This window comes from Bacillus sp. MMSF_3328, from assembly GCF_030733525.1.
GTDB lineage: Bacteria > Bacillota > Bacilli > Bacillales > Cytobacillaceae > Bacillus_AB > Bacillus_AB infantis.
This window is the reverse complement of record NZ_JASHIV010000016.1, coordinates 1-18,420: the sequence shown is the minus strand read 5'-3', so window position 1 is coordinate 18,420 and position 18,420 is coordinate 1. Positions and strand designations below refer to the sequence as shown.

19 protein-coding genes are annotated in these 18,420 nt (G+C 47.6%); 15 read left to right on the top strand and 4 right to left on the bottom strand.

Annotation, left to right across the window (positions count from 1 at the left end; translation table 11 throughout):
• Positions 1 to 61 precede the first annotated feature (61 nt).
• Positions 62 to 997 carry an MBL fold metallo-hydrolase gene (locus RBB45_RS19955; RefSeq protein WP_129612568.1) on the top strand — a complete coding sequence of 312 codons (936 nt, stop codon included), beginning with the start codon at positions 62 to 64 and terminating at the stop codon, positions 995 to 997.
• Between the two features lie 147 nt (positions 998 to 1,144).
• Positions 1,145 to 1,909, top strand: coding sequence for a Cof-type HAD-IIB family hydrolase (locus RBB45_RS19950; RefSeq protein ID WP_101548343.1), 765 nt, complete (start codon positions 1,145 to 1,147; stop codon positions 1,907 to 1,909).
• Between the two features lie 102 nt (positions 1,910 to 2,011).
• On the opposite strand, the gene RBB45_RS19945 is transcribed toward RBB45_RS19950, so the two are convergent.
• Genes RBB45_RS19945 through fdhD form a run of 3 tightly spaced genes read right to left on the bottom strand, consistent with a single transcriptional unit; the run spans position 2,012 to position 4,312 of the window.
• Positions 2,012 to 2,461 carry an OsmC family protein gene (locus RBB45_RS19945; RefSeq protein ID WP_009795609.1) on the bottom strand — a complete coding sequence of 150 codons (450 nt, stop codon included), beginning with the start codon at positions 2,459 to 2,461 and terminating at the stop codon, positions 2,012 to 2,014.
• Between the two features lie 32 nt (positions 2,462 to 2,493).
• Complete coding sequence (moaA, locus tag RBB45_RS19940; RefSeq protein ID WP_129612569.1) at positions 2,494 to 3,507, bottom strand: GTP 3',8-cyclase MoaA; 1,014 nt, start codon at positions 3,505 to 3,507, stop codon at positions 2,494 to 2,496.
• Between the two features lie 19 nt (positions 3,508 to 3,526).
• A complete protein-coding gene (gene fdhD, locus RBB45_RS19935) occupies positions 3,527 to 4,312 on the bottom strand; it encodes a formate dehydrogenase accessory sulfurtransferase FdhD (RefSeq protein ID WP_009795611.1) in 786 nt (261 codons plus the stop codon).
• A gap of 237 nt (positions 4,313 to 4,549) precedes the next feature.
• Between fdhD and RBB45_RS19930 the strand changes: the two genes are divergently transcribed.
• Positions 4,550 to 5,809, top strand: coding sequence for an L-lactate MFS transporter (locus tag RBB45_RS19930; RefSeq protein ID WP_101548342.1), 1,260 nt, complete (start codon positions 4,550 to 4,552; stop codon positions 5,807 to 5,809).
• A 341-nt stretch (positions 5,810 to 6,150) separates the two neighbouring features.
• Here RBB45_RS19930 and RBB45_RS19925 read toward each other — a convergent pair whose 3' ends face one another.
• A complete protein-coding gene (locus tag RBB45_RS19925; protein WP_009795614.1) occupies positions 6,151 to 7,281 on the bottom strand; it encodes an amidohydrolase in 1,131 nt (376 codons plus the stop codon).
• Positions 7,282 to 7,464: 183 nt separating this feature from the next.
• Here RBB45_RS19925 and RBB45_RS19920 point away from each other — a divergent pair, with 183 nt between their 5' ends.
• From RBB45_RS19920 to RBB45_RS19870, 12 genes are all read left to right on the top strand, one after another.
• Positions 7,465 to 7,911 carry an Lrp/AsnC family transcriptional regulator gene (locus RBB45_RS19920; protein ID WP_009795615.1) on the top strand — a complete coding sequence of 149 codons (447 nt, stop codon included), beginning with the start codon at positions 7,465 to 7,467 and terminating at the stop codon, positions 7,909 to 7,911.
• 26 nt (positions 7,912 to 7,937) lie between these two features.
• The gene (locus tag RBB45_RS19915) at positions 7,938 to 8,999 is read left to right on the top strand and encodes a M42 family metallopeptidase (protein WP_009795616.1); all 1,062 of its coding nucleotides are present in this window, start codon (positions 7,938 to 7,940) and stop codon (positions 8,997 to 8,999) included.
• An 86-nt stretch (positions 9,000 to 9,085) separates the two neighbouring features.
• A complete protein-coding gene (locus RBB45_RS19910) occupies positions 9,086 to 9,934 on the top strand; it encodes a M55 family metallopeptidase (RefSeq protein ID WP_022544047.1) in 849 nt (282 codons plus the stop codon).
• A 48-nt stretch (positions 9,935 to 9,982) separates the two neighbouring features.
• On the top strand, positions 9,983 to 10,909 hold the full coding sequence (locus tag RBB45_RS19905) for an ABC transporter permease (protein WP_022544046.1): 927 nt from the start codon (positions 9,983 to 9,985) through the stop codon (positions 10,907 to 10,909).
• A 2-nt stretch (positions 10,910 to 10,911) separates the two neighbouring features.
• Positions 10,912 to 11,856, top strand: a complete 945-nt coding sequence (locus RBB45_RS19900) for an ABC transporter permease (protein WP_009795619.1) — start codon at positions 10,912 to 10,914, stop codon at positions 11,854 to 11,856.
• Positions 11,857 to 11,868: 12 nt separating this feature from the next.
• Positions 11,869 to 12,882 carry an ABC transporter ATP-binding protein gene (locus RBB45_RS19895; protein WP_009795620.1) on the top strand — a complete coding sequence of 338 codons (1,014 nt, stop codon included), beginning with the start codon at positions 11,869 to 11,871 and terminating at the stop codon, positions 12,880 to 12,882.
• Between the two features lie 2 nt (positions 12,883 to 12,884).
• Entirely contained in the window at positions 12,885 to 13,841 is a 957-nt protein-coding gene (locus tag RBB45_RS19890) for an ABC transporter ATP-binding protein (RefSeq protein ID WP_129612573.1), read from the top strand.
• Between the two features lie 65 nt (positions 13,842 to 13,906).
• Positions 13,907 to 15,526 (top strand): peptide ABC transporter substrate-binding protein, encoded by a 1,620-nt coding sequence (locus tag RBB45_RS19885; RefSeq protein WP_148949240.1) that lies wholly within the window; start codon positions 13,907 to 13,909, stop codon positions 15,524 to 15,526.
• A gap of 74 nt (positions 15,527 to 15,600) precedes the next feature.
• Positions 15,601 to 15,969, top strand: coding sequence for a DUF3899 domain-containing protein (locus RBB45_RS19880; protein ID WP_157638556.1), 369 nt, complete (start codon positions 15,601 to 15,603; stop codon positions 15,967 to 15,969).
• A gap of 99 nt (positions 15,970 to 16,068) precedes the next feature.
• Complete coding sequence (locus RBB45_RS19875) at positions 16,069 to 16,662, top strand: sulfite exporter TauE/SafE family protein (RefSeq protein WP_371931633.1); 594 nt, start codon at positions 16,069 to 16,071, stop codon at positions 16,660 to 16,662.
• Positions 16,610 to 16,825: a TSUP family transporter gene (locus RBB45_RS26390; protein WP_371931632.1), complete on the top strand. Its 216-nt coding sequence runs from the start codon at positions 16,610 to 16,612 to the stop codon at positions 16,823 to 16,825. Before RBB45_RS19875 ends, RBB45_RS26390 begins: the two co-directional genes overlap by 53 nt.
• Positions 16,826 to 16,901: 76 nt before the next feature.
• A complete protein-coding gene (locus RBB45_RS19870) occupies positions 16,902 to 17,855 on the top strand; it encodes a nuclease-related domain-containing protein (RefSeq protein WP_306010248.1) in 954 nt (317 codons plus the stop codon).
• The last annotated feature ends 565 nt before the right edge of the window (positions 17,856 to 18,420 follow it).

Here is an 18,420-nt window from a genome sequence, read left to right as displayed (position 1 = left end):
CAGCCGCCCTAGTAAAATATAAGAATCAAAGCCATATATGGCGGTTAAGGAAGGTAATGGTATGAAAGGCTCCAGATATGAAAATTATGATGGTGTGAAAAACGAACATGGGTTCATGGATATGCTGCGCTGGTCGAGGGAGAGGCGGAGGAATAAGAAAGATCTTAATGTGCAGATAGCTCAGGCTGAAGAGAAGGAAGCAGAGAAGCTTAAGAAAAACCGGGAGTCCATGTCAGTGACTTGGATAGGGCATTCGACCTTTCTTATACAGATGGGCGGATTGAATATGATCACTGACCCTGTGTGGGCTTTAAGAATGGGGGTTCAAAAGAGACTGACGGAGCCTGGACTGCCAATCACTTCCCTTCCTCCCATTGATTTGGTCCTGATTTCGCATGGCCATTATGATCATCTTGACTTTCCTTCAATCAAAAAGCTTGGGGGAGATCCGGCTTTCTATGTGCCGGCAGGCTTGAAGGGAGTTTTTACAAAGAGGGGCTATAAGAATATCCACGAGGCAGACTGGTGGGACAGTTTTGAAGCGGGCACCCTTAAGCTTACCTTTGTCCCTGCCCAGCATTGGACAAGGCGGGGCCTGAATGACACCAATACTTCCCATTGGGGAGGCTGGATCATAGAGAATCCTGAAGATGAACAATCAGTTTATTTTGCAGGGGATACGGGCTATTTCAGGGGATTCAAGGAGATAGCGGAAAAGCACAAGCTTGATATTGTCCTGATGCCGATTGGAGCGTATGAACCCGAATGGTTTATGTCTGTTTCCCATATCAATCCCGAGGATGCAATAAAAGCCTTTCTGGAGCTTAAAGGAGAGCGGTTCATTCCCATGCATTATGGTGCATACCGCCTTGCAGATGATACAGGGCCTGAAGCCTTGGAGAGGCTGGAAAAAGAATGGGACAGGCTTGCATTGCCCAAGGAACAGCTAAAGGTCCTGAAGCTCGGCGGGACATTCTGGCCTGGAGGACAATTGTAAAGTTTATGCTAAGATTGGCTGTCAGAGCTTCTTCCCGGTGCAGAATATATATAGGATAAAAAAGAGCGGGGAAGTCTATCATTGGATAGACATGCCATTTTTTTATTATAATAAAATAGACATAATTCGAGAGAGGACTGAGCCGCGTTGCAAAACAGAGAAGAAAGTCCAGAAATTAAACTGATTGCATTGGACATGGACGGAACATTATTGAATGAAAAAGGCGAAGTATCGGATGGGAACCGTAAAGCTGTAAAGGAAGCCATTGAAGCAGGCATCAAAGTGGTGTTAAGCACTGGCAGGACAAGGCTTACCTGCAGGGATCACGCAGATTCCCTGGAGCTTGACTCCTATCTTGTGACAATCAACGGAGGGGAGATATGGGGACCGGACGGGAGCCTTGTGGAAAGGAATCCGGTTTCTGCAGAGCTGATCAGCTGGATGTGGGATTTGTCAAAAGAGCATAAAGCCGGCTTCTGGGCAGTTAACAGCGAGAAGGTGTTCCGAGATGAGATGCCGGAAGATCTGCTGTCAAACGAATGGCTGAAGTTCGGTTTTAACATCGAGGACGATGCCGCAAGGGAAACGGTTCTGCAGACATTGGCAGAACGGGGAGAGCTGGAAATAACGAACAGCGCCCTGACCAATATCGAAGTCAATGCACTGGGAGTCAATAAGGCTAATGGCATTAAGAGGGTCTGCGAACTTCTTGGCTTAACGATGGATCAGGTGATGGCTGTCGGGGACAGCCTGAATGATATTTCAATGATCAGGGAATGCGGCTGGGGTGTAGCGATGGGAAATGCCCAGGAGACAGTAAAGGAAGCAGCCGACGCAGTGACCGCTGCCAACACTGAAGATGGAGTAGCAGCAGCTATCAGAAAGTTTGCCCTCAAAAAGCAGCTAAGCTAGTTGAATTGAAGAATAAGGCACTCTTTTATGTTCAAAAAATGCCCGGGATATCTGAGGCGGCCACATTATGTGGTATCGTTCAGTTTCCCGGGCATTTTTTTGTTATTCAGCTTTTTTTATATCCGTATAAAGTGAAATTTCCACATTTCCTTTTACAGCCCTTGAAATCATACAGGATCCCTCCGCTTTTTGGGCAAGCCGTTCGGCAAGCTGGAGGTCGCGGTCTGACGCGTCCGATTTCAAAATAATCTGAGGGCGGTGGATAATTTCTTTATAGGTTATGACACCGTTAGTAACATCGACTATCCCTGTCGATTCTATCGTTAAGTCCTCTTTTTCGAGCCTGCTTCTCTCCATCATGGCAGCCAGTGTAATGATATAGCATGTCGCGGCTGCACCGAGGAGCATTTCATCCGGATTAGTGCCGACGCCAGGCCCGTCCATTTCCGGCGGGATGGATATTTTCGTAGAGAGACCTTTTGTTTCCAGTGTTCCAGAATCATTGCGCAATCCTGGCCAGTGGGCTTTTAGTTCAAATCGGTGTTCCGCCATTATGCATCCTCCTGACAATAAAAGAGACCAGATCAGCCTCCAATATGGGACATTTCAACTTTTTTCCGGGAAGCGCCGCTGCTTTTCAGCTCATCCCTCGTCTCTGAATACCGGTCATCCCTGGCATTCCAGATACCAGTGATGATGCTTTCAAGTTCATCATCGGTTTTTCCTGCACGGAGCGGCTCTTTGAGGTTATGCCCGGCAGAAGAAAACAGGCATGTATACAGTTTGCCTTCAGCAGAAAGCCTTGCTCTGTTGCATGATGAGCAAAAAGCATCAGTGACGGAAGAAATAATCCCAAATTCAGATTCTGAGCCTTCATATACATATCTTTTTGCAACTTCCCCCGGATAATTCGGCGGGGCAGGCTGGAAGGGCAGGACTTCCGCTATATCGCGGAGGATATCTTTCTTTGTATAAACGGTATCCATATTCCACTGGTTTGTGTTCCCGACATCCATGAATTCAATGAATCTAAGAGCATGGCCTTTCTCTTTGAAAAATTTGGCCATTGGGATAACATGATGATCATTTACGCCTTTCTGGACAACCATGTTAATTTTTACTTTCAAGCCGGCTTCAGCTGCTGCGTCAATTCCTTTCAGCACTTGATCAACTTTGATTCCGCGGCCGTTTATTTTTCCGAACAGCTCATCATCCAGTGAATCGAGGCTGATGGAAACCCTGCGCAATCCTGCAGATTTCAGTTCTTTTGCATAGCGGGGCAGCAGTATTCCATTAGTGGTCATGGCTATATCATCAACCCCGGGGATGCTGGACAATTTCTCAACAAGCTGGGGGAGATCTTTGCGCATTAAAGGCTCACCCCCGGTGAGCCTGAATTTTTGGATTCCAAATGCCTTCGCAAAAACGGACGCAAGCTTCTCTATTTCCTCAAACGAAAGGAGCTGGTCCTTCGGCAGGAAGGCATATCCGGGGCCAAAAATTTCCGCCGGCATGCAGTAGGTGCAGCGCAGATTGCATTTATCGGTAACGGAGATGCGCAGATCCCGCAGATTTCTGTCTAGTTTATCTATGAGCATGGGATGGCCTCCTTTAAATTTAAATTTCTGTTATCCGTTCCGGGCAGGAGTATACATTAAAGGAATTTCCCCTGATAAATCCTGCTGCAGTAATGTTCAAATCTTCCGCAAGATCAATCGCAAGGCCGGTCGGGGCAGACTTGGACAATAAGATGCCGACCCCGATTTTGGCGGCCTTCAGAAGCACTTCAGAGGAAATCCTTCCGCTGAACGCAATCGCTTTATCCCGTACAGGTATCTTATTTATTATACAGTATCCCAGAATTTTATCTAAAGCATTATGCCTGCCAATATCTGTACGGCTGATGATCATCCTGTCGCCATGGAATAAAGCTGCATTGTGGACACCGCCGGTCTGCCGGAAATCAACACTGGCTTCCTGCAGCTGCTTCATCGCTGATAGGCATTCTTGGGCTGTTAATGAAGCTGTTGAAGTGGAGGTCTTTGCTGTCTTCACATCACTGAGGAGATAAAACTGCCGGCTTTTGCCGCAGCAGGAGCCGATGAATCTTTTGGAATGGGCCGGTTTTAAGGCTGGGGTGTAACTGCTTACCTCGGCATAAGCGAAGCCCTTGCTGCTGTCTACCTGGAGGCTTGTCAGCTCTCTGCTGCTGCGGATGACTCCTTCAGAAGCAAGGAATCCGACCGCAAGCTCTTCCAGTCCGTCCGGGGAACAAACCATTGTAGCGAATTCCTCGCCATTTATAAAGATGGTGAGAGGGAATTCCTCTGCTATCAGGTCTGCACCCTCTTTAAGCTTTCCATCCTGAAATTGGACTATTTTTCTTTCTTTGCTTATATTCATTCTTTTCACCCGTTCTCTTGAATTACCACAAATATTAGCACATATATGAGAGAAAGCAAGAATTTAAGCCGTGGTATATTGCTGCTGTTTATCCAGCGCCGAATACAGGGCATCGCCTTGCCATTCTCTAAAAAACATCTAAATATTATGACTATTCTGTTTGGAGTGAAGCTTTTAAGGGAATATAGCAATGCTTGTTATGAAAGGGTTTTCTAATTAGAGGAGGGAGATGGAGTGATGGAAAAAACCAAAAACAGGTGGCTGATCGCGGCCTCGGCAGTGGGAATCCATATATCGATCGGGTCTGTATATGCCTGGAGTGTCTTCACCAAGCCGATTGTCAGCGAGTTTGGCTGGGATTTGACAGAGGTCAGCTTTACTTTCAGCCTGGCAATTTTATTCCTGGGCCTATCAGCTGCATTCCTGGGCCACTTTGTAGAAAGATATGGTCCGCGCAAAGCGGGGATATTGGCTGCCGTTTTTTTCGGCGCAGGAATAACCGGATCAGGGCTTGCGATCCAAATGGAATCTTTAATGCTATTATACATCTCTTATGGAGTACTTGGAGGCATTGGTCTGGGTGTGGGCTATATTGCTCCTGTTTCAACTCTCGTAAAGTGGTTCCCTGACCGCCGCGGACTTGCGACGGGGCTTGCTATCATGGGATTCGGTTTTGCTGCCCTTATCAGCAGCCCGATCATGCAGAGCCTCATCAATTCCGTGGGGATTGCAAGCACCTTCTATATCCTTGGGATCTCCTACTTTATTATTATGATCGCTGCCTCTCTCTATTTGGCTCCGCCAAAAGAAGGCTGGGTGCCGAAAGGGTTTGAAGGAAAAGGGGATGGCAAGGGTGGGGGAAGGGAAGATTTATCGCAGCTCACAGCCAATGAGGCAGTGAAAACGAAAAGATTCTACTTTCTCTGGATCATGCTTTTCATCAATGTCACCTGCGGCATAGCCATTATTTCTGCTGCTTCTCCTCTCGCACAGGAAAGCATCGGACTTACAGCAGCAGCGGCAGCAGCCCTTGTCGGTGTTCTGGGCGCTTTTAATGGATTAGGAAGGATCGGGTGGGCTTCGATCTCCGATTATATCGGCAGGCCCAATACCTATACGCTCTTTTTCCTGATCCAGATCATTGCTTTTCCGCTTGTCACCATGGTTGATAATCCGCTGCTGTTTCAGATCATCCTTGCCATCATATACACATGCTATGGCGGAGGCTTTGCCTCCATCCCGGCATACATCGGGGATTTGTTTGGGACAAAACAGCTGGGCGCCATCCACGGATATATTTTAACAGCGTGGGCTGCGGCCGGCCTGGCCGGACCGATGTTCGCTTCTTGGGTAAGGGAAACGACAGGGAGCTATTCTCAAAGCCTCTATGTTTTCACAGGGCTCTTTGCCGTTGCACTTACTGTTTCATTATTGATCCGCCTTGATATTAAAAGGCTCAGAGAGAAGAAAGCAGATAAAAAGTCAGTAGCCGTCTAGTTATAAAAAGGGCGTTTTACGGAAGACAGGCTGGCCGCCAAAACAGTTGATCGCTGTGTATGGCGGCTATTTGACGTTTGCTGAAACAAAAACAGCATGCTTTTCAAAAGGGGAAATAATCTTGTGGCCGGCATAACCTTTGGCAAAGAACCGATTGTGAACCAGCAAAAAAGCCGATGTTTTCTATTCATCGGCTTAATAAATGCTGTTAGTGGGGGGCCTTTGGCAGCGCCGCCCAATTTGCCTGTGAGATTCCTGGATACGAAGATACCATTTCTGGACAGTCAGCCTGCCAATCACCCTACAGCAGAATTGCCGGCAAAAAAGACTAACCGCCTGGTTCAGACTCTCTCCCCGTTGATATAAGTTTCCTCAACGGAGGAACGCAAGTCAAATGGATCCCCGCTCCAGATGACAAAGTCGGCGTCCTTGCCAGGTTCGAGCGATCCGACACGATCCTCGACTCCGAGATGCCTTGCCGCATTAATCGTAATCGCTTCTAGTGCCTGCTCTTCACTCAGGCCGTTTTTGACAGCCAGAATGGCGCTGGTCATCAGGTGCTCGATTCCTACGACAGGGTGGTCAGTGGTAAGGGAAAATGCTATTCCCTCTTCTGCAAGGGCAGGAAGTGTATGCCAGCCTTTATCCGCAAGCTCAACTTTGGATCGGGAGGACATGGTCGGGCCAACGGAAACCCGGACATCATGTTTGGCAATGAATGGGGCAATCAGGTGGCCTTCTGTGCAATGCTCGATGGTCAGGTCAAAGCCGAATTCCCTTTTAAGCCTTAAGATGGTAATAATGTCATCGGCCCGGTGCGCATGGACGCGAAGCGGGATTTCTTTATTAAGCACCTTAGCAATGTTCTCAAGTTCTAGTTTCCTGTCTGCTTTTCCGGCTTTGCGGTTTTCGATGTAGCTTTGTGCCTCAATGAATTTTTCGCGCAGAATCGCGGCCACTCCCATCCTGGTAGTCGGCATGATGCCTTTTCCGCCATGGAATCTTTTCGGGTTTTCTCCGGTTGCCGCTTTCAGGCCGGAAGGGTTTCTGATAACCATATCATCAATGATTTGCCCGGCAGTTTTCAGGACGATCATCTCTCCGCCAATGACATTGGCGCTGCCCGGCATTACCTGAACCGTAGTGATCCCAAAGCGCCTTGCATCCTCAAAGCCTTTCTCCATCGGGTTGATCCCATCGATGGCTCTTACCTGGGCAGTGGCAGCAGCACTTGTTTCATTGAAATCCTGCCCCTCTTTACCCACACCTTCTTCATGCACCCCCAGATGAGTATGTACGTCAATCAAACCTGGAGTGACAATTTTGCCTGCTGCATCAATGACTGTATATTCTTCCCCGATTTCAAGATCTTCTCCTAATCTTTGAATTTTCCCGTCCTGAATAAGAAGATTGGCATTTTCATATTTTTTCCCTGTTCCATCAAAAATTTTTGCGTTTGTAATCGCTAACATGATTTTTTCGCTCCTTTTTTAATAAAAAATGTTGATTTCTGAAAATTCTTTTTCTATAATTACCCTTAATTCCTTTTTTCGATAATAAAATATTTTTTAAATATTGTAAATGGTACATATATTGAATTTGCATTTCCGTTTTTCTTACTTATATTAAAATCTCATACCGAAAGGAGGTAATTTATGAAATACGAAATTGATGAGCTGGACAGGGGTATTATCAAGCTGCTCTCCAAAGACGGAAGAATGTCATTTACAGAGATCGCCGGCAAAATGAATGTGACCGAAAAAACAGTCAGGCTGCGCTATAAGAATCTGATTGACAATCACATCCTTGAAGTGGTCGGGGTAGTGAACCCAATCGCCCTTGGATTAAAGGCAGGCGCGATCATTCAGCTGAAAGTTAGGCCGCAGAGCATACATAAAGTGATTGACGAACTGAAAACCTTCCGGGAAATCAGGTATGTTACCTTGACATCCGGACAATATTCGCTTCTAGTCCAGATTGCGGTGCCGAGCCAGGATGAGATAACAGATCTGCTGCTCAGGCTGAATGGCCTGGAGGATATCACAGAAGTGAACAGCATTGTCCAGCTTGAAGTGTTTAAAAATACCTTTGAATTCATTTGAAAGCCAAATAGATTAGGAGAGATATTATGCTGGAGATTTTAAAAAAGTTGACGTCACTATCCGGTCCATGCGGGTACGAGCATTCTGTGTCCTATTTTTTAAAAGAATACCTTGAAGATAAAACGGATTCCGTCACCATTGATCCGATCGGCAATGTGATTGCCAGGAAAAAAGGGGACAAACCGGGTCCAACAATTGTTTTGACAGCCCATATCGATGAAGTGGGATTTATCGTCAAAAAAATTGAACAAAACGGCCTTCTCCGCTTCGAGAAGCTTGGCGGCAATGATGACCGCATCATGCTTGCCCAGCCTGTCAGGGTGATGGGAAGCAAAGGGGAAGTGAGCGGTGTGATAGGCACGATTTCTGCTCACTATGCAAAATTTGACGACCCTGGGAAGGTAAGGAAGCATACGCAGATGTACATTGACATTGGCGCTTCTACACCTGAGGAAGCAGCAGAAATGGGAGTCGGGATCGGCACACCGGTAACCTGGGGAACAGAATTCCAGGTGTTTGGGCCGGAAAAAAAGCAGCGGGTGCGCTCCAAGGCACTGGATGACAGGGCAGGCTGCGCTGTATTGCTTGAATCTCTGGAAGAGGTCAAGGATGGTTCCTTTGCCGGTGAGCTTATTTTCCTTTTTGCTGTCCAGGAGGAAGTCGGGCTCAGGGGGGCAAAAACAGCTTCTGAGCATCTGCAGGCTGACGCGGCTATAGCAGTTGATACTACCGCAGTCAGTGATACGCCGGAAGAAACAATGGATGGAAGCCTCGGACTTGGAAGAGGCACTGGCATCAAGGTCATGGATTTCAGCCTGATTGTACATAAGACGGTGAAAGACCTGTTAGTAAGACTGGCTGAAGAAAACAAGATTCCGTACCAGCTTGAAGTATTTCCGGGCATAGGAACAGATGGAGGAGCGGTCAATTATGCCAATAAGGGAATCCCGACTGGCGTCCTTTCCATTCCATCCCGCTATGCACACTCACCTGTTGAGGTTGCAGATATCGGCGACCTGATTGCAACTAAAGATCTTGTCACAGCATTTATCAGGAATCTGACTGAAGATCAGACCTTCCCTTTTTAAGAGGGAAGGCTGACTTGCCTAAAACCCAGTTTAAAAAGACTGAAAAATTAAAATAATGAATGATTATTCATTTAGGAGGATATTTAATGAAGATATTTATTTCGGCAGACATGGAAGGCATCTCAGGAGTAGCGACAAACCAGCAGCTAAAAACAAACTCAGAATACCAGCGGTTCAGGAAGCTTATGACAGCCGATGTGAACGCAGCAATTGAAGGAGCTTTCAATGGAGGGGCAGAGGAAGTGGTCGTGGCAGACGGCCATGGCAATATGTCTAATATCATTATTGAAGAAATGGATCCGCGTGCCCGCCTTGTTTCAGGGAACAACCGGGTCATGTGCCAGCTGGAAGGCCTGGATGGGACGTTCAGCGGAATCATGTTCGTCGGCCACCATGGCAGGGAAGGCGGTTCTGATCTGACAGTCATTTCTCATACACTTGCAGGCATTTGTGTGAACGAAATGAAAATCAACGGAAAAATTGTCGGTGAAACAGAAATGAACACAATGGTGGCAGGAGCATTCGGCGTCCCGGCAATCTTTGTTTCCGGTGATGACGCTTATGTAAAAGAAGTGCAGGAAACACTTCCACATGTAGAAGGGGCCGTGACGAAGAGGGCTGTTGACAGGTTCGCGGCCGAACTGATCCATCCTGAGAAAGCAAGAGAAGAAATCAGGGCCAAGGCTGAGGCAGCCGTTAAAAAGGCAAAGGACCAGCAGGCCGTCGAGACGGAAGGGCCGGTAACATTTGAAATCGAAATGAAGGGGCCGCAGCAGGCAAAAATGACAACAACCCTCCCGACAGTTGAATTGATAGGGCCAAAGAGAATCAAGTTTACTTGCGATGATATGGTCACTGCCTATAAGCATATGTGGGGCTGCGTCATCATAGCAATGACTGCTACCAATGGAGTCCTGGGCCAGGTAAATGCGTAAAAAGAAAAAGGAGCTCTACTGCTCCTTCAATGCTGTGGAGGTGAGCAAATGTACATAGTCAAACGATTCCTCATCATGCTCTTAACGATTTGGGTAATCGCTACACTGACATTCGTCATAATGAAATTCATACCCGGGGATCCATTTGCTTCAGACGGCGATGTGCTGCCTGAGGAAGTTCTCCAGAATATCAGGGCCAAATACAATTTGGATGAACCGCTGCCTGTACAATATGCTCTGTTTATGAAAAATCTTGCGATAGGTGACCTTGGACCGTCCATCCAGTCGGAAACGAGGAGCGTCAATTCAATCATCGCAGAAGGAGCGCCGGCTTCAGCACTCCTGGGTATTCAGTCCATCACAATCGCTTTGATATTCGGGCTGTCGCTTGGGATCATAGCGGCACTGAATCATAATAGGTTCATTGATTATGCGAGCATGATGGTTGCCATCATCGGCATCTCTGTCCCAAGCTTCATCCTGGCGCCGCTCCTGATTAAATATTTTGCGGTGGATTGGAGGCTGCTGCCTGTTGCTTCATGGGGAACATGGCAGCATACAATCCTCCCGTCACTCGCACTGGCTGCGACCCCGCTTGCAGTCATCGCAAGATTCATGCGTTCGAGCATGCTTGAGGTCATGAACCAGAACTATATAAAGACCGCCAATGCAAAGGGGCTTTCCACGTTCCAGCTTGTACTTAAGCACGGTATCCGGAATGCCATCATGCCGGTCGTTTCCTTTATCGGCCCACTATTTGTTGCGCTGATCACCGGTACCTTTGTTATTGAAAAAATCTTTGCCATACCTGGAATCGGCCGCTATTTCGTTGACAGTATCTTCAACAGGGATTATCCCGTTATCCTGGGGACAACGATTTTCTTCAGCGCCATTCTTGTCATCACCCTGTTTTTAATTGATATTTCCTACAGGCTGATCGACCCACGAATAAAACTATCGAGCGGAGGGGAATAAACATGCAGCCGAAACAATCAGAAGAGCTCCTGTTCAGGCCTGTATCGCCCGATAAAAAGAGCCATGATGAAATCCAGAGGCCGTCCTTGAGCGTCTGGAAGGAAACGGCACTGAATATTGTAAGAAATAAATTGGCATTGCTTGGCTTCAGCCTCCTTTTGGTTATCATCCTCCTTGCGGCTTTCGGACCATCATTTGTCCCGTACAGCCCTTCTGACCAGGATCTGACTAAAGGCAATCTTGCCCCATCTTCAGAGCATTGGTTCGGGACAGATGATCTGGGGAGGGATATGTGGACGCGTACCTGGTACGGAGCAAGGGTGTCCTTGACTATCGGTTTTGCCGCAGCCATCATCGACCTGATCCTCGGTGTAGCGGTAGGCGGGATCAGCGGCTATATGGCCGGGAGAGGGAAGTTCGGAGACCGGGTGGACAGCCTGCTTATGAGGCTTGTTGAGATTCTTTACGGCATCCCTTATCTGCTCGTCGTCATCCTGCTTATGGTCATCATGGAACCTGGCGTCACAACCATTATCATTGCCCTGTCTGTCACAGGCTGGGTCGGGATGGCCAGGATCATCAGGGGTCAGATCCTTCAGCTGAAGTCACAGGAATATGTCATGGCAGCAGAAAAATTGGGGACCTCCCACGGGAAAATCATCATGCGCCATCTGCTGCCAAATACGATGGGCATCATAATCGTCAATCTGACATTTACAATCCCGCAGGCCATCTTTGCCGAATCTTTTCTCAGCTTCCTTGGATTGGGTGTTCAAGCCCCATTTGCAAGCTGGGGGACGATGGCCAATGATGCATTGGGTGTCATCCTGAGCGGACAATGGTGGAGGCTGTTTTTCCCGGGGCTGATGATTTCCCTGACAATGTTTGCATTCAATGCATTCGGTGACGGACTTCAGGACGCGCTGGATCCAAGAGTACGGAAATAGGAGGCATGACAGATGAGCCATTTACTGGAAGTGAAAAACCTCGAAGTTAATTTCAAGACATACGGAGGAGAGGTAAAGGCAGTCCGGGACGTTTCCTTTCATATCGATAAAGGCGAGGTACTGGCAATCGTAGGAGAAAGCGGAAGCGGAAAAAGCGTGACTGTCCAGACAATCATGGGGCTGATACCCACTCCTCCCGGAAAAGTAAAGAATGGGCAAGTACTTTTTCAGGATAAGGATTTGCTGAAAATCTCCAAAAGGGAAATGCAAAAAATCAAAGGCTCGAAGATCAGCATGGTCTTCCAGGATCCAATGACTTCCTTAAATCCGACAATGAAAATAGGCAAGCAGATAGAAGAAGGCCTTCTCATCCATCAAAAGCTGGGAAAAACAGAAGCAAAAGAAAAGGCAATCGAGATGATCAAACTCGTCGGCATCCCAAATCCTGAAGAGCGGTACAGCCAGTATCCGCACGAATTCAGCGGGGGGATGAGGCAGCGTGCCATGATAGCCATTGCCCTTGCCTGCAATCCGGAGCTTCTGATCGCAGATGAGCCTACCACTGCACTTGATGTAACGATCCAGGCCCAGGTCCTGGATCTGATGAAGGATCTGCAGAAAAAAACAAATACTTCTATTATATTAATCACGCATGATTTGGGAGTGGTCGCTGAAACGGCCCAGCGTGTGATTGTCATGTATGCAGGGATGATGATCGAGAGCGGGACTGTCGCTGAAATTTTCGAGAATCCTAAGCATCCCTACACCTGGGGACTTCTTGAGTCGATTCCGGACACAGACTCTCCTGATAAGAAAAGGCTCGTGCCGATTGAAGGCTCCCCGCCGGATTTATTTTCGCCTCCAAAGGGATGTCCTTTTGCACCAAGATGCAAATATGCAATGGAAATCTGCCTGCAGCAAATGCCGCCAGCATTTGGAGAGGAAAATGGGCATCAGGCCAAATGCTGGCTGAATGACCCAAGGGCCCCTAAGGCCGAAGACTTCGTTGCAGCAGGGAGGGAATGAAAATGGCTGATACACTTTTAGAAATAGAAGCTATGAAAAAATATTTCAAAATTAAAAAAGACCAGACGGTAAAGTCAGTCGATGATATTACGATTTCCATAAAAAAAGGCGAAACCTTCGGCCTTGTCGGTGAAAGCGGAAGCGGAAAATCAACGCTCGGCAAAACCATCGTCGGACTTCAGAAGCCAACAGAGGGGAAAATCATTTATAACGGCAGGGACGTAGAGTCGCTTGATAAAAAGGCGATGCAGGCGGTCAACAGGGAAATGCAGATCATTTTCCAGGATCCCCATGCTTCCCTTAATCCGCGTATGAGAGTCGGCGATATTATCGCCGAAGGCATGGATGCCCACAAACTGGCCAAGGGAAAAGAGCGCCAGGAAAGGATTTATGACCTTCTTGAAAGGGTAGGCCTGCGCCCGGAACATGCCAAACGTTATCCCCATGAGTTCAGCGGCGGGCAGCGCCAGCGCATCGGCATTGCCAGGGCGCTTGCTGTCGACCCGAAATTCATTGTTGCCGATGAGCCGATCTCGGCGCTTGATGTCAGTATCCAGGCACAGGTTATCAATCTTCTGGAGGACCTGAAAAAGGAGCAGGGGCTGACATACTTATTCATCGCCCATGACCTGGGGATGGTCAAGCATATCAGCGACCGGATCGGTGTCATGTATCTAGGGAAGATGATGGAGCTGGCCGAGAGCCGCGAGCTTTTTGCCGAACCGCTCCATCCATACACACAGGCTCTTCTTTCGGCAATCCCGGTGGCAAACCCTGCCGCTGCAAAGAGGGAGCGCATCACACTTCAGGGTGATCCTCCAAGTCCTGTTAATCCGCCGAGCGGCTGCCGTTTCCGGACGCGCTGTCCGCACGCAATGGACATCTGTGCCCAGAAAGTGCCGGAATGGAAGGAAGTAAAGCCTGGCCACTGGACAGCCTGCCACTTGTACAACATTTGATCTTCACCTCTTTGCAGGATTGAGAGAGGATAAGATAAATAAATTAGATGAGAGGGGAATGGAATATGAAGAAATGGCTATCAGGCATTGCCGCAGCCCTTTTTGTCTCTTCAGCTTTAGCGGGCTGCAGCGGCGGTGAAGGAGCTTCCGGCAGCGGAAGCGGGGAAGATGTTAAACAGGAGATTGTGCTGAATGCAATGAGCGAGCCGCCAGATTTGGATCCGGCTCTTGCAACAGATACAACATCAGGCTGGATTCTGGATCATATTTTTGAAGGCCTCTATACAAAGGACAAGGATGGCAAGCCGGTACTTGGCACAGCGAAGGACGCCCAAGTATCTGATGATGGAAAAACATACACTTTCACCCTGCGTGATGATGCGAAATGGTCAGACGGGACACCAGTAACAGCCGGTGATTTCGAATACGCATGGAAACGCGTTCTGAATCCTGACACAGGCAGTTCCTTTGCATTTTATCTTTATTATCTTAAAGGTGCAGAGGACTATAACAAAGGAAATGGAAGCGCAGAAGAAGTCGGCGTCACAGCTAAGGATGACAAAACACTTGTTGTAGAGCTGAATGCGCCGCTGGGATATTTCGATGAGCTCCTGACAATGTGGACTTTCTATCCGGTTAAGCAAGAGCTTGCTGAAGGAAACAAAAATTGGGCTGCCGATGCTGAAGGATATGTGAGCAACGGACCGTTCAAATTTACTTCATGGAAGCATGACAGCGAAGCCGTCGCAGAAAAGAACGAGAACTATTGGGATAACAAGACGGTAAGTCTTGAGAAGGTTACCTGGAAAATGGTCAATGATGCAACCACATACTATCAGATGTATAAAACTGGTGAACTTGATCTGATCCAGACACTTCCGACAGATGCACTTGCCCAGGAAAAAGAAAACGAGGAATATCAGGAAGTCCCTTATTTCGGAACATATATGTATATGTTCAATGTAGAAAAAGAGCCATTCACCAATGCTAAAGTCCGCCGTGCGTTTGCCATGGCCATAAACCGTGAAGCTATCTCGGAGAATATCACAAAAGCAGGCGAGACTCCAGCCTTTGCTTTCGTGCCGCCTGGTGTTGAAACACCTGACGGAGATTTCCGTGAAGCCGGCGGAGAATATTTCGACGAAAATGCAGATGAAGCGAAAAAGCTTCTTGAAGAAGGAATGAAAGAAGAAGGCTGGACAACCCTTCCTGAAGTCACTCTTCTTTACAACACAGCCGAAAACCATAAGAAAATCGGTGAAGCTGTTCAGGAAATGGTCAAAAAGAATCTCGGCGTTAACATCAAGCTGGCCAACCAGGAATGGAAGACATACCTTGATACAACAAAGCAGCATAATTTCCAAATGGCCCGCATGGGCTGGATCGGTGTCCTTCTTGATCCTGTTGTCATCCTCGACTATTACCTGGGAGACAGCCCTAACAACCGTACACAATGGGTCAACGAAGAATACGATTCACTGATTGCCCAGGCAAAAGTGGAGCAGGATGAAGCCAAGCGCTATCAGCTACTGCATGATGCTGAAAAAATCCTGATGGAAGAAATGCCATTCATGCCGGTATATCATTACACAAATACGTACCTGACATCACCTAAATTTGAAGGAGTCGTATATCCCTTCAACCGTTATCCGGCTCTCAAGTGGACAAAGAAAGTTTCAGAATAAAGAGGGAAGGCGAAAGCTGCCAGCTTCTGCAAGTTCCTGCTATAATGATAGAAAAACAGTCTGGGGGACATCTTATGAAATGGAAGATAACAGGTTTTCTGCTGATAGCCTGCATTTGGATCAGTATTCGGGTGACGGGAATCCTGCCCCTGCTTGACTGGATCAATCTATCATTCATCGCAGGTATAGCGGGGCTTTCTGCAGCCGTCATCATCATCATCTTTAAAACTGGATTTCTATCACTGTTCTTCAGCGGATTCCGCGCAATCGGGACAAGCCTATTTCCCCGTTCCAACGCCATGGAACGAACTGACAGCATGGTAAGCAGTGACTATAAATGGCAGGAATTTAAGGCTGGCGCTTCAACAGTACTGCTTTATGCCTTTTTGGTTGCTGGATTGAGTTCGATGGCCGTATCGCTTGTGGGATTGTTCTTTTATTAGGAAAAGATTAGAAGGAGGCTCCTGGCCGGGGCCTTCTTTTCTTATTTTTTCAAAGAGATATATGTATAATAAAGGATGGAAAAAGGAAGGAAGAGTATTATGGCCATAACTTTAACGATGCTGCTGATGGGCATGCTGCTGGGATTTATCGGGGCCGGCGGGGCCGGCTTTATCATCGCTATCCTGACGCTGGTGTTTGATGTGCCGATCCATATAGCTTTAGGAACATCACTAACGGCAATGATTTTCACAAGTTTGTCAGGAGCCTACAGCCATTACAGAGAAGGGAATATGGCGGTCAAAGCAGGGCTTGTGACAGGGATCGCCGGTGCTTTTGGTGCATACGGGGGCTCACAGCTCGCTGCAGGAATACCTGTGGAATCACTCCATTGGCTGACGGCAGGCATGCTGTTCCTGTCCTCCATATTGCTCATGGTCAGATTGTACATAACCAAGAATCTCACTGACCACGAAGCAGGAAGGGACAAGCTGTCTGTTCAGCTGGCTGTAAAAGCGGTCATCCTGGGGCTTATAACCGGCGTATTATCGGGGACCTTCGGGATCGGTTCAACACCCTTCATCCAGCTTGGCCTGCTGATCATGCTCGGCCTTACAATCAGGCAGTCGATTAGGTACAACGATGCTTGTTATACTGCCTATTGCGGCAGGAGGAGGACTCGGGTATCAGTCTGAAGGCTATCTCGACTACCTGTTGCTTCTGCAAGTGCTTCTCGGCACCATGACAGGCGCTTATATCGGTGCAAAATTCACAGGCTATGCCCCAAAAAACGTACTGAAGGCATCAATGATATTGACGCCAGCTGCTGCCGGGCTGCTGCTGCTCTTTCCGCAGTAGCGGCCAGGTGTGTTTTTTATGGCTTTTTTTTGAAATGGTGCTGTAATAAAATGGAATGGAAAGGAGGAGGAGATGTTTGAGAAAAGAGCGTGTGGAGTCAACTAAATTGAAGATTTTGAAGTCCCTTGGTGCCCGGGTTCAACTTGATGTCCCGGACGCAAAGCAGCTCGATATACTGCTGAAGGGCTGGAAGGGGGAAGAGGAGTTTGACCGGTGGGTTAATACCATTGATGAGGAGTGGCATATTTTAAATGATCTCTTGCTGAACCATCAAGGAACAATTTTTCAAGTCGACTCTTTAATTTTCTCCGGAACAACGCTTTACCTGTTTGAAATTAAAAACTACCAGGGTGACTACTATATTCAAGGCGATGCCTGGTACACTTTTTCCGGCAATGAAATCAAGAATCCGATTCTTCAGCTGAAGCGCACAGAAAATCTTATGAGGCAGCTTTTGAAGGAACATGCTTTTGACGTAAGAATTGAAGCAAATTTAATTTTTGTAAATCCGGAATTCTGCCTCTTTCAAGCCCCCAGAAATCTCCCCATCATCCTGCCCGGCCAAATGCCGCGTTTTCGGGAAAAAATGCTGAATCAAACCTCCCCTATAAAACATTCACACTCTAATTTAGCCAAGAAGCTTGTATCCCTTCATATGAAGGAAGACCCTTTTCCGAGAAACTATTATTACCCCTATGAACAATTAGAAAAAGGTTTGGTTTGCCCGCAATGCAAGGAGTTTTATCATACTGTTAAACATTCCTTAGTGGTCTGTGAACTTTGCGGGGGAAGGGAAACTCTTGAAGATGCAGTGGTAGGGGCTGTGGAGGAAATTACGATGCTTTTTCCTCGGAGGACGATCACCACTCCTTTGCTTATTGATTGGTGCAGGATTATTAAGGATAAAAGAACGATTCAGCGGGTGCTCAAGAAACATTATGATTTCAAAGGGAGAGGGAAGTATGCGAGATATACGAATCGCGGCAATACTCAGAGTCCCGGCGGGCAGCCAACCCCTTTGAAAGTCTAGCAGATCAGGCTGGAATTTGGCCTGATTTGTATCTGAAGGGGAGTGCGGGATACATGAGTGAGGATGAATAGGAGGAGTCATGTATCCGAGGGGGAGTGCGGGATACATGAGTGAGATGAAAAAGGAGCAGTCATGTATCCCGGGAGGAGTGCGGGATACATGATTGGATCAAAAAAGGAGCAGTCATGTATCCCGGGAGGAGTGCAGGATACATGATTGGATCAAAAAAGGAGCAGTCATGTATCCCGGGAGGAGTGCGGGATACATGATTGGGATGGAAAAGGAGCAGTCATGTGTCCCGGGAGGAGTGCGGGATACATGAGTGAGAAGAAAAAGGAGCAGTCATGTATCCCGGGGGGAGTGCGGGATACATGAGTGAGAAGAAAAAGGAGCAGTCATGTATCCCGGGAGGAGTGCGGGATACATGAGTGAGATGGAAAAGGAGCAGTCATGTATCCCGGGAGGAGTGCGGGATACATGAGTGAGATGAAAAAGGAGCAGTCATGTATCCCGGGAGGAGTGCAGGATACATGAGTGAGATGAAAAAGGAGCAGTCATGTATCCC